This is a genomic window from Pyxidicoccus fallax (assembly GCF_012933655.1).
GTDB lineage: Bacteria > Myxococcota > Myxococcia > Myxococcales > Myxococcaceae > Myxococcus > Myxococcus fallax.
The window spans coordinates 1-12,948 of the sequence record NZ_JABBJJ010000345.1 but is presented as its reverse complement, the minus strand read 5'-3'; the positions used below and the strand labels follow the sequence as shown (position 1 = coordinate 12,948).

General features: G+C 69.2%; 12 protein-coding genes. 5 read left to right on the top strand and 7 right to left on the bottom strand.

The features are described from left to right. Positions 1 to 497, bottom strand: a 497-nt coding sequence (locus HG543_RS43735; RefSeq protein ID WP_169350890.1) for a hypothetical protein, incomplete at its 3' end; no start/stop codon positions are given. A gap of 130 nt (positions 498 to 627) precedes the next feature. On the opposite strand from HG543_RS43735, the gene HG543_RS43730 reads away from it, so the two are divergent. Next, complete coding sequence (locus HG543_RS43730; RefSeq protein WP_169350889.1) at positions 628 to 2,922, top strand: serine/threonine protein kinase; 2,295 nt, start codon at positions 628 to 630, stop codon at positions 2,920 to 2,922. A 7-nt stretch (positions 2,923 to 2,929) separates the two neighbouring features. Here the strand turns inward: HG543_RS43730 and HG543_RS43725 are convergent, their stop codons facing one another. After that, a complete protein-coding gene (locus HG543_RS43725) occupies positions 2,930 to 3,262 on the bottom strand; it encodes a rhodanese-like domain-containing protein (RefSeq protein WP_169350888.1) in 333 nt (110 codons plus the stop codon). Between the two features lie 25 nt (positions 3,263 to 3,287). Then, positions 3,288 to 4,454, bottom strand: a complete 1,167-nt coding sequence (moeB, locus tag HG543_RS43720) for a molybdopterin-synthase adenylyltransferase MoeB (RefSeq protein ID WP_169350887.1) — start codon at positions 4,452 to 4,454, stop codon at positions 3,288 to 3,290. 127 nt (positions 4,455 to 4,581) lie between these two features. Between moeB and HG543_RS43715 the strand changes: the two genes are divergently transcribed. After that, the gene (locus tag HG543_RS43715) at positions 4,582 to 4,974 is read left to right on the top strand and encodes a HesB/IscA family protein (protein WP_169350886.1); all 393 of its coding nucleotides are present in this window, start codon (positions 4,582 to 4,584) and stop codon (positions 4,972 to 4,974) included. 73 nt (positions 4,975 to 5,047) lie between these two features. Here HG543_RS43715 and HG543_RS43710 read toward each other — a convergent pair whose 3' ends face one another. Further along, positions 5,048 to 5,566, bottom strand: a complete 519-nt coding sequence (locus HG543_RS43710; RefSeq protein WP_169350885.1) for an acyl-CoA thioesterase — start codon at positions 5,564 to 5,566, stop codon at positions 5,048 to 5,050. Between the two features lie 184 nt (positions 5,567 to 5,750). On the opposite strand from HG543_RS43710, the gene HG543_RS43705 reads away from it, so the two are divergent. Continuing rightward, positions 5,751 to 6,191, top strand: coding sequence for a PAS domain-containing protein (locus HG543_RS43705; protein ID WP_169350884.1), 441 nt, complete (start codon positions 5,751 to 5,753; stop codon positions 6,189 to 6,191). Between the two features lie 12 nt (positions 6,192 to 6,203). Here HG543_RS43705 and HG543_RS43700 read toward each other — a convergent pair whose 3' ends face one another. The 3 genes from HG543_RS43700 to HG543_RS43690 are packed head-to-tail and all read right to left on the bottom strand — an operon-like array spanning position 6,204 to position 9,710. Next, positions 6,204 to 6,935, bottom strand: coding sequence for a deoxynucleoside kinase (locus tag HG543_RS43700; protein WP_169350883.1), 732 nt, complete (start codon positions 6,933 to 6,935; stop codon positions 6,204 to 6,206). A gap of 11 nt (positions 6,936 to 6,946) precedes the next feature. Beyond that, entirely contained in the window at positions 6,947 to 7,768 is an 822-nt protein-coding gene (locus tag HG543_RS43695) for a glycerophosphodiester phosphodiesterase family protein (RefSeq protein ID WP_169350882.1), read from the bottom strand. A gap of 34 nt (positions 7,769 to 7,802) precedes the next feature. Next, positions 7,803 to 9,710, bottom strand: a complete 1,908-nt coding sequence (locus HG543_RS43690; protein WP_169350881.1) for an Ig-like domain-containing protein — start codon at positions 9,708 to 9,710, stop codon at positions 7,803 to 7,805. A gap of 507 nt (positions 9,711 to 10,217) precedes the next feature. On the opposite strand from HG543_RS43690, the gene HG543_RS43685 reads away from it, so the two are divergent. Together HG543_RS43685 and HG543_RS43680 are read left to right on the top strand one after the other, a co-directional pair. Beyond that, on the top strand, positions 10,218 to 11,294 hold the full coding sequence (locus tag HG543_RS43685; protein ID WP_169350880.1) for a hypothetical protein: 1,077 nt from the start codon (positions 10,218 to 10,220) through the stop codon (positions 11,292 to 11,294). Positions 11,295 to 11,502: 208 nt separating this feature from the next. Then, positions 11,503 to 12,948: protein kinase domain-containing protein (locus tag HG543_RS43680; protein ID WP_169350879.1), on the top strand; the 1,446-nt coding region annotated here is incomplete at its 3' end.

Sequence of the window (12,948 nt, the reverse complement as noted above, 5' to 3'; positions counted from 1 at the left end):
GTAGTGGGGGCGGGGGGCTCCTGGCCGCGGATCCGCCGCAGGGCGCCGCGCACGCCGAGCGTCAGCGCGGTGCCGGCCGCGAGGATGATCAACCCCCAGGCGAGGCCGCGCGGCAGGGGCGGGTCCACCACCGTGAGGCGCGCGTTGAGCACCTTCAGGCGCGTGTTCCGGTAGCGGACCTCCAGCTCCCATTCTCCGGGTGCGTCGGGGATCAACTCCGTGTGCCAGTTCACCCCCTGCCGCGTCAGCGTCCGCGTCACCTGGGCGGGGCCTCCGGCCGGGTGGAAGGCGAGGGTGATGGGGCCGTCGAACTCGGGGCCCTCGAAGTTGCCCACATGCAGGGACAGGGTGAACGGCTCCCCGGCCTTCGGGTGGAGGGGGTGGACCGTCCCCTGGAGGCGCTCCTCGGCGTCCGACCAGCTCAAGTCCAGCAGGTCCCCCCGGCGCTCCACGCGGATCTGATCATTCGCGGGCGCGCCGAGGGCGGCGCCGGCCACCAGCAGGCAGGCGGCCAGGACCCAGGTGGATTTCCGTGAGAGCCGCCTTTGCCTCGGCGGCGGGTGTCCTCTAAGATGCCATGCCCTGACGCATTCCACCTGAGCTGCTCCCCGCGGCCAGAGTCCCGGGATGAACCCTCAATCATTCGGGAAATACCAGCTTCTGAAGAAGCTCGCCACGGGCGGCATGGCCGAGGTCTGGCTTGCGCGCCAGATGGGCATCGAGGGGTTCCAGAAGAACCTCGTCGTCAAGCGCATCCTTCCGCACCTGGCGGAGGACCGTGAGTTCGTGGAGATGTTCCGGAACGAGGCGCTGATTGCCGCGCGCTTCAACCACCCGAACATCGCCCAGGTCTACGAGTTCGGCGAGGCCAACGGCACCTACTACATCGCCATGGAGTTCATCCACGGCGAGGACCTGGGCCGGGTCATGCGCAAGGCGGCCAGCACGGGGCAGTGGATTGCCCGGCCGCTGGCCATCCGCATCGTCGCCGCCGCGTGCGAGGGCCTGCACTACGCCCACAGCCGCACGGACGACGCGGGCCGGCCGCTGCGCGTGGTGCACCGCGACATCTCGCCGCAGAACATCCTCATCAGCTTCGACGGCTCGGTGAAGCTGGTGGACTTCGGCATCGCCAAGGCGGCGGATCAGGCCTCCCTGACGAAGTCCGGCGCCATCAAGGGCAAGTTCGCGTACATGGCGCCGGAGCAGGCGGCCGGCAAGCCGCTGGACGGGCGCGCGGACATCTTCGCCATCGGCCTCGTCCTGTACGAGCTGCTCACCGGGCACCGGCCGCTGAAGCGCGACTCGGAGCTGGCCACGCTGCAGGCCGCCATGGAGTGCGCCATCGACCCGCCGTCGCAGGTGGCGGACGTGCCGGAGGACATGGACCCGGTGGTGATGCGCGCCATCGCCAAGAACGCGGACGACCGCTACCGGGACGCGCGCCAGTTCCAGATGGCGCTGGAGGAAATCCTCGTCGGGCAGCGCTGGGTGGCCGGCTCGGTGCAGATTTCCGAGCTGATGGAGACGCTCTTCGCGGACCGGCTGGCCGAGGAGAAGGCCCAGGGGCAGGTGATTCCCGTGGGCGAGGACTCCGCCAACTCCGGCACGCCCCAGCCGCCCCCGCCGCCGCAGGAGCGGGGCCGGAGCAAGCCCTCGGCCGCCGCGGACATGAACTGGGAGGCGCCTCCGGGCGAGCCCTCGCACCGCGAGCGCCCCCGCGCCTCGTCCGCGCGCCCCTCGCTGCCCCCGCGCCGCGCCACGTCGGTGGCCGCCCCGGCGGTACCGCCCGAGGACCCCGGCGAGTGGGAGGCCCCGTCGGGCACGCACGAGGCGCCGGTGCGCCGCCGCGCGTCCTCGGATTCCGCGCCGCGCCGCGCGTCCAACTCCAACCCCAACGTCACGCAGGTGGCGCGCACGAGCTCACGCTCGGACCTGACGCGCGCGCCCGCCCCGGAGACGCCCCCCGCGCCGCCGCGCCGCACCAGCACGCGCGCGCCCGCGCAGGACGACGACGTCGACACGCTGCCCCCGCCGCAGTCGCGCTCGCGCGCCAACCTGCAGGCGGTGGAGGCCCGCGCCTCCCAGGATGCGGAGGACGACGACGAGCGCACGCTGTTGCCGCCGCCGTCCCCCGCGCCCCGCCGCCGCACCGGGATGCAGTCCTCCGTGGAGGCGCCGCGCCGGCGCACGTCCAGCCGCGTGGACAGCCGGGCGGAGATGCCGGAGCCGCCGCCGCGCCGCTCCTCGGTCTCCGCGCCGGTGGTGCGCGAGGACGACGACGCGCTGGACCGCGCCCTCGCGGCGGACTCGCAGCGCACGCGCCGCAAGATGGCCACCCGCAACGTGGCCACGGTGGGCTTCATCGTGGGCCTGCTGGCCGTGGTGGGCGTCTTCTACAAGCCCATCATCGCCGCGCTCGAGAAGAAGCCGCTGGACGGGCAGGACGTCTTCCTCACCATCAACTCCAACGCCACCGTCACCGTCTCCGTGCGCCACCGGCCGGAGTGCCACAGCGCCGAGCCGGTGACGGTGCTGGGCGAGACGCCGCTGACGCAGCGGGAGGGTGCCCACCTCCAGGACACCCTCATCCTGGAGAACGTGCAGCGCGGCATCTACCTGGAGGACGGGGAGGTGCTGGCCTACGGCACCCCCGGCGAGCTCAAGACCAAGCCCTACGAGTTCAAGTCCGGCAAGCTGCGCCTCAAGCTGCTGCCCAAGGGGCTCAAGGACATCGTCGTCCGCCGCCTGGGCGTCGAGGTGGGGCGCTACCCCGGCGCGCAGATTGAGCTGATGGAGGGCACGCACACGCTGGAGCTGAGCGGGGGCGGCCTCAAGGAGCCCATCGTCATCAAGGACGTCGTGGTGACGCGGGACAAGGTGACCGACCGGCAGGAGGACCTGTCCGTCTTCGTGGAGTAGCCGCGCGTCAGTAGCGCGGCAGGCTGGGGTCCACCTGCAGGGAGTACAGGTCGATGCCGCCCCGGAGCGACACGGCGTCCAGTCCGCGCGACAGCAGATATGCCGCGCCGTCCAGGCTGCGCACGCCGTGGTGGCAGTAGACGACGACGGGCCGGCCGCGCAGGGCCTCCAGCTCGTCGGCGCGCTCGTCCAGCTCCGGCAGGGGGATGAGCACCGAGCCCGGCAGCGCCACCCAGGCGTGCTCGTCCGGGAAGCGCACGTCGAGCAGCGCGGGGCGGGACTCGGCGGGGCCGGCGAGCAGCTCGGCGAGGCGGGCGGGGGAGATTTCGGGAATCGGCATGGCCGTGGCGTTCCTCGTGGGGGCTTCAAGCGCCGCGAGCGGAGGCGCAGAACTGCTCGTAGTCGATGAGCTCCACCTTCGCGCCCGGCGCGCACACGGGGCACTTCGCGTCGCGGCGCAGCTTCAGCTCCTGGAAGCGGGTGCCCAGCGCGTCGAAGGTGAGCAGCCGGCCGATGAGCGGCTCGCCGCGGCCGAGGAGGAGCTTGAGGGCCTCGTTGGCCTGGAGCAGGCCGATGAGGCCGGGCAGCACGCCCAGCACGCCGGCCTCCGCGCACGAGGGGGCGAACTCCGGCGGCGGCGGGGTGGGGTAGAGGCAGCGGTAGCAGGGGCCCTGGCCGGGGACGAAGGACGTCACCTGGCCCTCGAAGCGGAAGATGGAGCCGTGGATGTTGGGCCGGCCCAGCAGCACGCACGCGTCGTTGAGAAGGTAGCGGGTGGGGAAGTTGTCCCCGCCGTCCAGCACCAGGTCGAAGCCCTCCAGCACGCGCAGCACGTTGTCCGAGGTGAGCCGCTCCTGGAAGGGCACCACCTTCACGTCCGGGTTGAGGGCTTCGATGGCCGCGCGGGCGCTCTCCACCTTGGGTTGGCCCTGGAACTTCCGGGTGTGGATGACCTGGCGCTGGAGGTTGCTGACGTCCACCACGTCCGAGTCGATGATGCCCAGCGTGCCCACCCCGGCGGCGGCGAGGTACAGCGCCGCGGGCGAGCCCAGGCCCCCCGCGCCCATGAGCAGCACCTTCGACTGGAGGAGCTTCGCCTGCCCCTCCTCGCCCACCTCGGGGAGGATGAGGTGGCGGCGGTAGCGCTCCTTCTGCTCGGCGGTGAGGACGAAGGGCTTCTCCACGGGGAGGGCCGCGTCGCTCCAGCGGTTGAAGCCGCCCGCCAGCGACGCCACGCGCGTGTAGCCCAGCTCCTTCAGCGTCTTCACCGCCAGGGCGGAGCGGGTGCCGCCCGCGCAGTAGACGACCAGCTCCTCGTCGCGCCCGGCCCGCTCCTCGATGCGCAGCTCCAGGTAGCCCCGGGGGATGTGCAGGGCACCGGGCAGGCGCCCGCCCGCGTACTCGTCCGCCTCGCGCACGTCGATGAGCTTCACCGGTGCCCGGGCGTCCAGGAGGCGCTTCACCTCGTCCGCGGAGACCTCGCGAATCTCCTGCTTCACCCCGGCCAGCAGCTGTTGGAACGTTGGTGCCATGACGGCGGGTATAACCCGTAACCCCCGGTAGGGCCGTCCGGATGTACGCCCCCGGGCGTCCGGGCGGCCGGGCCCATGGATTTTCCCGGCCCGGGCGTTATAAGGCCCGTCAAGGAGAGCAATGGACATGGACAGCACGACGACGACTTCCGCCCCCGGCACCGCGCCGGCGGCTCCCCAGGCCACCCCGGGCGTGGCCGTGCGCCTGACCGAGGCCGCCATCAACCAGGTCAAGGCGGTCATCAAGGCCCAGGGCTTCGAGGGCTACTTCTTCTCCATCCGCGTGGTGCCGGCCGGCTGCAGCGGCCTGGGCTACGACCTGAACCTGGTCAAGGAGTCCAAGGCCGGTGACACCATCTGGGAGCAGGACGGCGTGAAGATCGCCACCGACCCGATGAGCGTCCAGTACCTGTCGGGCACGGAGATCGACTACGTCTCCGCCATCACCGGCGCGGGCTTCAAGTTCAACAACCCGAACGCGAAGTCCTCCTGCGGCTGCGGCACGTCGTTCACGACCTGAGCGGCGACCGTCGTTCGGAAAGCACCCGGGCCGGGGCGGGCGTAAAGGCGCCTCCCCCGGCCTTCGTGTGTGCTCAGGCCCCGGCCAGGGGCTTCATCACCTTCAGCCAGTTCTGGTTCTCCTTCTGGCGCGCCAGGCGCTGGGCGCGGCGGGACTGGGCCTCGTTGAAGGCCTCGCGCTCGGCGTCCGTCTCCATGGCCAGCGGCGGCACCGGCACCCGGCCCCCGTCCTTGTCGATGGCGACGAAGGTCAGCAGCGCGCTGGTGGTGAGGAAGCGCTCCCCGGTGAGCGGGTTCTCCGCGTGCACCGTCACCCCCACCTCCATGGAGGTGCGGAAGGCGGCCAGCACCCGCGCGTGCAGCAGCGCCACCCAGCCCACCTTGATGGGCGCGTGGAAGTGCAGGTCGTCCATGGAGGCCGTGACGACCACCTGCCGGCAGTGACGCTGCGCCGCCACCGCCCCGCAGATGTCGATCCACTCCATCACCTTCCCACCGAAGGCGGCGTCCAGGTTGTTGGCGTCCGGAGGGAGGATGAGCTGGGTCATCACCACCTCCGTGTCCTTGGCGTTCTTCGGGCTCAAGTCGGGCATGTCACACCTTCCGTTATAGGACGGGGAGTCATACGTACAGGCGCGATGTCGTCCTCTGGATGACTCCGGGGATTAACGCGGGAAACTGGAGAGAACTCGGTTGCCGTTCGTGGGGCCTGTCCCTATCAGTCTGGGCATCGCTTTCCACCCAGGAAGCAACCCCGACGTCCTGGAGGAGTTCCCCGTGTCCTCGACTTCCGCCACTCCTCTTTCCGCGCGGGCCGTGTTGCCCCTGGGCTCGGCCGATGAGCTGCTTCGTCAGGTGGACGACCTGAAGTCGGCGGACCTGGACACGCTGCCGTTCGGGATGATTCAGCTGGACCGGACCGGCCGCATCCTCAAGTTCAACCAGACGGAAGCGAAGATGGCCCGCATCAACCGGGACCGTCAGATCGGGAAGAACTTCTTCGACGAGGTGGCCCCGTGCACGAAGGTGCGCGAGTTCTACGGCCGCTTCCAGGAAGGGCTGGCCCGGCGCAACCTCTACGAGACGTTCGGCTTCGTCTTCAAGTTCGACCATGGCTGGCGCAACGTGGCCATCACCATGATGTACAGCGACAAGACGGACAGCGTGTGGGTGCTGGTGTCGCAGCAGTCGGTGACGCCGCCGCCCGGCGCGAAGTAGGGGGGCGGTGCGTCAGGCGAGGAAGCTGGAGACGCGGTCGAGGAACTCCTCGCGTCCCCGGCCCCGCCGGATGTCCTGGGTGGACACGTCCATGATGAGGCAGTCCACGCCGTACTTCTCCTGGAGGACGAGGGGGAAGCTGGCGTAGTAGCCGTTGAGGCCGCGCAGGAACTGGGGGCGGATGCCCTTCTCCTCCTCGCGGCCGCGGGTGCGGATGCGCTGCAGCAGCACGTCGATGCTGCCCACCTCGAAGCAGATGACCCGGTCCGGGCGGATGATGTGGCGCGACAGGCGCTGGAAGTACTCGTAGTACAGGTCCAGCTCCGCGTTCGTCAGGTGCCCCAGGCCGTGGAGGTACTTGGCGAAGATTTCCGGGTCCTCGTACAGCGTGCGGTCCTGCACGCAGCTGCGCTTGTACGAGTGGATGAGCTCGTGGTGCTCCACGCGGCGGATGAGGAACTCGAGCTGGAGCGTGAAGGACCAGCGCGACATGTCCGCGTAGTAGTCGCGCAGGAAGCGGTTGTCGATGACGGGCTCGTCGAACAGCTCGTAGCCGAAGTTCTGGCTGATGAGCTTGGCCGCCGTCGTCTTGCCCGCGCCGATGTTGCCCGCCAGCGCCACGAAGCGCCGGGCCTTGGGCACCTTCACCCGCACCGTGTTGCGGGGGCGGGAGTCCGGAGCGTCTTCCCTGGCGGGGGCGGCCGGTGGCACTGCCGAGCGCTGGCGCGAGGTGGGGCGAGGCATGGAACCAGGGCTTAACCCGGCTTCGGGAGGGCGTCCATTCGCTGCCGCAGCAGGTCTGGCCGGTCGGTCATGATGCCGCCGACCCCTTCCTGTAGCAGCTGCGACATCTCGGCCGGGTCGTCCACGGTCCACACGTTGACCCACTTGCCGCGCTCGGCGCAGGCACGGAGGAAGTCCGGGTCCACCAGGCGGATGTCCCCGAAGTACAGGGGCATGTCGAGCACGGTGAAGCGCGCGTCGTCGGGGGGCGTGTCCCCGCCGCGCAGGGCGATGACGAAGGCGGCCAGGGCGTCGCGTGGGTAGAAGTGGCAGGCGTCCGGGAGCCGGGCGGCGAGCCGCTCTCCCACACTGTCCTGCTCGCTGCCCATGCACACGCGCTCCAGGGCGCCCTCCTCCTTCAGCAGCAGGGCGAAGGCGTCCTCGATGCCGGGCACGTCCGGCTTGAGCTCCACGTTGAGGCGCAAGCCCGGGAAGGCGCGCAGCACCTCGCGCAGGGTGGGGATGCGGGCGCCCTGGCCCCGGAAGGGGAAGGTGCGGCCGCCGTCCGGGCTGAAGCGGTGCCCCGCGTCGAGCCGGCGCAACTCGGCCAGGGTGAGGGCGGCCAGGGGGCCGGTGCCGTCGGTGCAGCGCTCCAGGGTGTCGTCATGGGCCACCACCACCTCGCCGTCGCGGGTGAGGTGCACGTCCAGCTCCAGCATGTCCGTGCGGTAGCGCTCCACGGCCATGCGGAAGGCGTCCAGCGTGTTCTCCGGCGCCAGCGCCGCGCCGCCCCGGTGGGAGATGTGCAGCGTGGGCTTCAGGCCCCGGAGGAAGGGGGGGAGGGCAGGGGACATGCCGCCAGTTTAGTGGGTGTGGCCCGGTGTTTCGCTATCGGTTGAGGCGGTAGACGTGGATGCGTGGCCGCTGGCCGATCGGGCCGGCTTCGAACGTCACCCACGGGGTTCCGCTCGCATCCAGATCCATGTGGAACGCACCGATATCTTCAGAAATCGGAAGTACACCAGGAGTACCATCGAGCGTCGTCCACGAGGTTCCTGTCCACTGGCGAATGTGCAATCGCTGGGTGGTTCCATCGCTCTCGCGCCACGCGACGATGGGATTCCCAGTTGAATCGAGCACAAGCCTGGGACTGGTCGCGGGCGTATCGCCCAGGGTGGCATTAAGAGGGCTGCCCAGGGCTTGCCATTGGCTGTTTCGCCATCGCCGGAGGTGGACATTGGCAGCCGTGCTCTCAGCGCTTGGCGGGTTGGATTCAGACCATGCAATGACCGGGTTGCCATTGCCATCCAAGGCGAGTGCAACCTCATCTGCGTTGGTATCGCTGGGATGGGCCCTGATGGCGCCGCCAAACGACTGCCATCCTGAAGGGCTCCCTGCCCAGCGACTGACGTATATGCGCCCATTGATTTCAATGCGTGGATCGCTTCCGTTTCTGTCAAACTCAGTCCAGGCAATCACTGGCATGTCTCCATCAAGGGACATTGAGAGATTGCGGATTGAGGCCAGGGCCGCGCTTGTCGAGCGAAGGGCTGGACCGACATCATTCCATTGGCTCCCATTGGCTTTTCTTAGCCGGATGCTGGATGTGCCCTGTCCGAGTTCGACCGTGACGATAGCCATCCAGGGGAGTCGCCCAGAATCCAATTGAAGTTCGGGGGCATTCCATCCCCATCCAGAGGTGGGTTGCGCAACGTCCCGCCAACCGCCGTCAATCCACCTTTTCAGGAATACAGAGGCGGCAGAGTTGTCGTCGGTCTCAGCCCAGCTGGCATGGGGAGTCCCGTTGGCGTCGACCTGCAGCGTGGGCGGAGACGCAAAGATGGTGACGTCGTTGGCTTCGTGACCGAGGACACCACCGAGTGCCTCCCAGGTATTGCCGCGCCAGCGGCGTACCTCGATTCCTGTCTTTGTCTGCCAGGCGAGCAATGGGTCGGTTTTCGAGCCCAGCCGTAAGCGCGGAGACACGGCAACCTGGTTGGCCGCACTCACGCCGGAGGAGGGGCCAACGCTCAGCCACGCGGGAACATGCCAACTCCAAGATGCTTCCGTGGTGTCCAGTGGATTCCCTGCCGCATCCGTGAGGGCGTTGCTCAGGGCAAGCTCGAAGTGGTGGGGAAGAGGACCAGGAGCGGTGGGGGTGATGGTCAGAACCGTGCCAGTGACCGATAACTCAACGGTTCTTGCAACGAGAGAACCATCTAGGCGGAGTTGAACGGAAGCGTCGTTCAGCGTCGTGGCGGCCAGGGGTTCAGACAGCTCAACCCTGATGGCTTGTCCGGCCGGTGCTGCAACATCTCCCGGACTCGGGGCTCGTGCAACGATTCTGGGGGGCGTACGGTCCAGGAACAACTCGCGCATGTTGCTTGAGACACTGCGGCCGTTCTTCGTCGCTCGCGCCACGAGCACATGCCGGCCTTCTGGATAGGGCAGCGTGTCCCACGTGTAGTTGTAGGGTGGAAGCAGCGTGGCCAGCAGTTCGTCGTCAACGAGGAGTTCCACCTTGTCCGGCGCCTGCCCCTGGATTGTGACCTGGAGAGAAACCGAACTCCGCACGTAGGTAGGTTCCCCCACGAGCGAAAGACTGACATGGACCTCTTCATCGGGGCCCGCGTCGATGAGGCCACCATCTTGAGCGGGAACTGTTCCCGCATCATGTGTCGTTTCTGCCCCCGCATCATCCAAAGGCATGGGGTCAACGACCTCGGGCAGGTCGATGCATCCGGACAGGAGAAGCCCGAGAAGAGCGAGCAAAGGCGCGCGTTTGGAAAGATTCATGAAGTGACCTTCAGCAAATCCCGTTCCGGTCCAGGCAGAAGAACGGTCCGCGCCGCCACGTCGCTTCTCCGGTGGCATCCTCGTAGGATGTAGGGCGTGAGGGCACTCGGGGGCACGAGAGTCTAGAGTCGGGACGTACCATCTTGCTTCTTGGATGGGGAGCCCCCGACGCAGGCTCTGTCCCTCCCGCCTGCCAACGCTCTCGCTCGTCGCTCTGCTATGAAGGAGAGGGGGGATTTCCCGATGACTCGCCAGCGGATGCATCATCAGGACGCTGCGGCAAACGCATCGACTGGAACTGGGGGTTCTCGCCGTTCTCGGCATGGCGCACCCTGGCTTGAGGGGCGGGTTCCCCCGCACGGGCAGTCGAGTTCACGAGGGTGTTACCTTCGGCCGGCCGGGTTCCTTGCCGGCCCCCTCGGGGCGCCGGTATAACGCCCCATCCTCAGGCCGACAGGCGTCGGACTTCAAGAAGCGCGGCGCCACGACGAAACGGAGAATCGAGTAATGCAACTGCGCAAGACGCTGGGCGCGGCGGCGCTGATCACCGCCGCGACGATGGCTTCAATGGCTGGCTGCTCGGGCCGCGATGACGAAGATGGCAACACCCCCGACTCCGGGACGTGCGTGGGCACGTGCGCCAACGACGCGGGCACCGACGCCGGCACGCCCGACTCGGGCACCCCCGACTCCGGGACGCCGGACGGCGGCGGCGGCGTTGTCACGCTGACCGTGCGCGAGGCCCGGGACCTGGAGGAGATCCGCGAGGTCATCCTGGAGAACGTGGTCGTCACCGGCATCAGCCGCATCGACGCCCGCAATGCGGCCGGCGTCACCGCGGACTTCTGGGTCGCCGACCCGGCCAACCCCAAGGACGGCATCTTCGTCCAGAAGTTCCGGGATGATCCGCAGAACGACTACAGCCCCAAGGCGGGTGACGTCGTCACCATCCGCGGCTTCGTGCAGACCAAGAGCCGCTTCAATGACCGCGAGGGCTACCGCCGCGTCATCAAGAACAACTTCGACGTGCGTGGCTCGGGCCCCATCGTCCCGATGACCATCACCAAGGTGCGCGACGGGGAGCCCCTGGCCCCCGTGCAGGTCAGCGTGGCCAGCGGCTTCGGCAACGCGGACGGCGGCACCGGCCGGCCCAACCAGGACCACCTCGGCGCCCGCGTCCACATCGTCGACTCACTGACCATCACCAACGCCAACCCGGAGGCCTTCAAGCGCCTGTCGGCGGTTCCCAACGACACCGTGTACTACGGCTTCGAGGTGACGGGCGGCGTGCTGGTGAACAACAACACCACCTTCGGCTTCACGCAGGACGGCGGCACGCGCCGGTGCGACTACCGCGTGCAGATCAACAACGACGCGGGCACCATCACCTTCCCGCAGGGCATCAAGGGCGTGTGGGATACCTTCACCCATGCCCCCTGCGTGGACGGTGGCACCAGCACCTTCAGCTGCTTCAACGACGCGGGCGTGGTGCCGGGCACCGACAACCGGTGGACCACGGCGCTCTACCCCGACGGCTGCGAGGACCTCGAGCCGGTCCAGATCACCGCTCCCGGGGCGCAGTAAGATGACGGCCCCGGGCCCCCTGTCGCCCGGGCTCGGATGATCCGCCGCCCCTCGCCACGCTGGGAGGGGCGGCGTTGTTTTTCTGGACTGTCCAGTCTTGTCCGCAACCCGCCGGAGGGGGAGGGGGCCCTGGCTCCCTCAACCCGGTGAATGTGGGTAAGCTCCGGAAAAGTCCAATCCCTTCACCCCAGCCAGCCTCCCTTCCTCCGTGAGCTCGCCCCAGACGGCCATTCCGTTCGGAAACTACCTGCTGATCAAGCGGCTCGCCGTGGGAGGCATGGCGGAGCTGTTCCTGGCGCAGCGTCCGCCTGACACGGAGCTGGTCGTCCTCAAGCGCATCCTCCCGTACCTGTCGGAGGAGCCGGAGTTCGTCCAGATGTTCCTGGACGAGGCGCGCATCGCCGCGCAGCTCCACCACCCCAACATCGTGCAGGTGCACGAGCTGGGCGTCTGGGAGGAGAGCATCTTCATCGCCATGGAGTACGTGGAGGGCGTGGACCTGCGCCGCGTGGTGGCCGAGGAGGCCAAGTACGGCGCGAAGGTGCCCTACGGCGTGGCGGCGCGCATCTGCGCGAACGTGGCGGCGGGACTGGACTACGCGCACCACAGCCGGGGCGTGGACGGGCGCCCGCTGGAGCTCATCCACCGGGACGTCAGCCCGCAGAACGTGATGATTGGCTACGACGGGCGGGTGAAGCTCGTCGACTTCGGCATCGCCAAGGCCGGCGCCTTCATGGAGCGCAGCAAGCCGGGCGTCATCAAGGGCAAGTTCCTCTACCTCGCGCCGGAGCAGGTGTCGCAGGAGCGGCTGGACCACCGCGCGGACATCTTCGCGCTGGGCACCATGCTGTACGAAATCACCACCGGCAAGCAGCCCTTCGCCAAGCCCACCACCGAGGGCATCCTCTACGCCATCCGCTACGAGGACCCGGCGCCGCCGCACCTGCTCCGCGACGACTACCCGGAGGCGCTGTCGCGCATCATCATGCGCTGCCTCACCAAGGACCGGAGCCAGCGCTACCAGCGGGCCGCGGCGGTGCGGGCGGACCTGGAGGCCTTCCTCGAGTCGGGCGTGCTGCGGCAGAGCCTGGACGTGGCCGACTACATCGCCCGGCTGATGGGCGCGGAGGAGGAGCGCACCATCCTCCACATCCCCGTGGCCCGGGGCGCCGGCCGCAAGGACGCCACGCTGCCGCTGCCCGGCTCCAGGGTGCCCGAGCCCGCGCGGCCAGCCGCCGCGCTGCTGGAGAACACCTCGCCCACGCTGTCGGCCACCTCGCCCCACGCCGAGCCACCCGTGCCGCAGGCCCCCCTGGGCCTCACCTCCCGGCCCATGCCCCGCCGCGCCTCGGCGGACACGCTGCCGGTGGCCTCCTACGAGGACGAGCCCGAGCCCGCCACGCAGATGGCGCGCCCGAGGGATTTGCCCACCGGCGGGCCGGCGGACGACGACGGTGACGAGGACGTCGCCACCGCCATCAACACCACGCCGGAGGGCTACCGGCTCGCGGCGGAGGTGGCGGCGGAGCTGGACGACATGGACGAGGAGGCGGAGCACACCGTGCCCATCCGGGGCCGCCCGCGCGACGAGCGCCCCCGGGTGCCCACCGCGCCGCCGGTGCCGCCGCCGGCCGCGCGCCGCTCCGGCCCCCAC

Excerpts from the sequence above, each read along its gene's own strand:
- moeB (WP_169350887.1), bottom strand. The coding sequence starts at position 4,454 with ATGGCACCAACGTTCCAACAGCTGCTGGCCGGGGTGAAGCAGGAGATT.
- HG543_RS43685 (WP_169350880.1), top strand. The coding sequence starts at position 10,218 with ATGCAACTGCGCAAGACGCTGGGCGCGGCGGCGCTGATCACCGCCGCG.
- HG543_RS43710 (WP_169350885.1), bottom strand. The coding sequence starts at position 5,566 with ATGCCCGACTTGAGCCCGAAGAACGCCAAGGACACGGAGGTGGTGATG.
- HG543_RS43730 (WP_169350889.1), top strand. The coding sequence starts at position 628 with ATGAACCCTCAATCATTCGGGAAATACCAGCTTCTGAAGAAGCTCGCC.
- HG543_RS43690 (WP_169350881.1), bottom strand. The coding sequence starts at position 9,710 with ATGAATCTTTCCAAACGCGCGCCTTTGCTCGCTCTTCTCGGGCTTCTC.
- HG543_RS43725 (WP_169350888.1), bottom strand. The coding sequence starts at position 3,262 with ATGCCGATTCCCGAAATCTCCCCCGCCCGCCTCGCCGAGCTGCTCGCC.
- HG543_RS43700 (WP_169350883.1), bottom strand. The coding sequence starts at position 6,935 with ATGCCTCGCCCCACCTCGCGCCAGCGCTCGGCAGTGCCACCGGCCGCC.
- HG543_RS43695 (WP_169350882.1), bottom strand. The coding sequence starts at position 7,768 with ATGTCCCCTGCCCTCCCCCCCTTCCTCCGGGGCCTGAAGCCCACGCTG.
- HG543_RS43715 (WP_169350886.1), top strand. The coding sequence starts at position 4,582 with ATGGACAGCACGACGACGACTTCCGCCCCCGGCACCGCGCCGGCGGCT.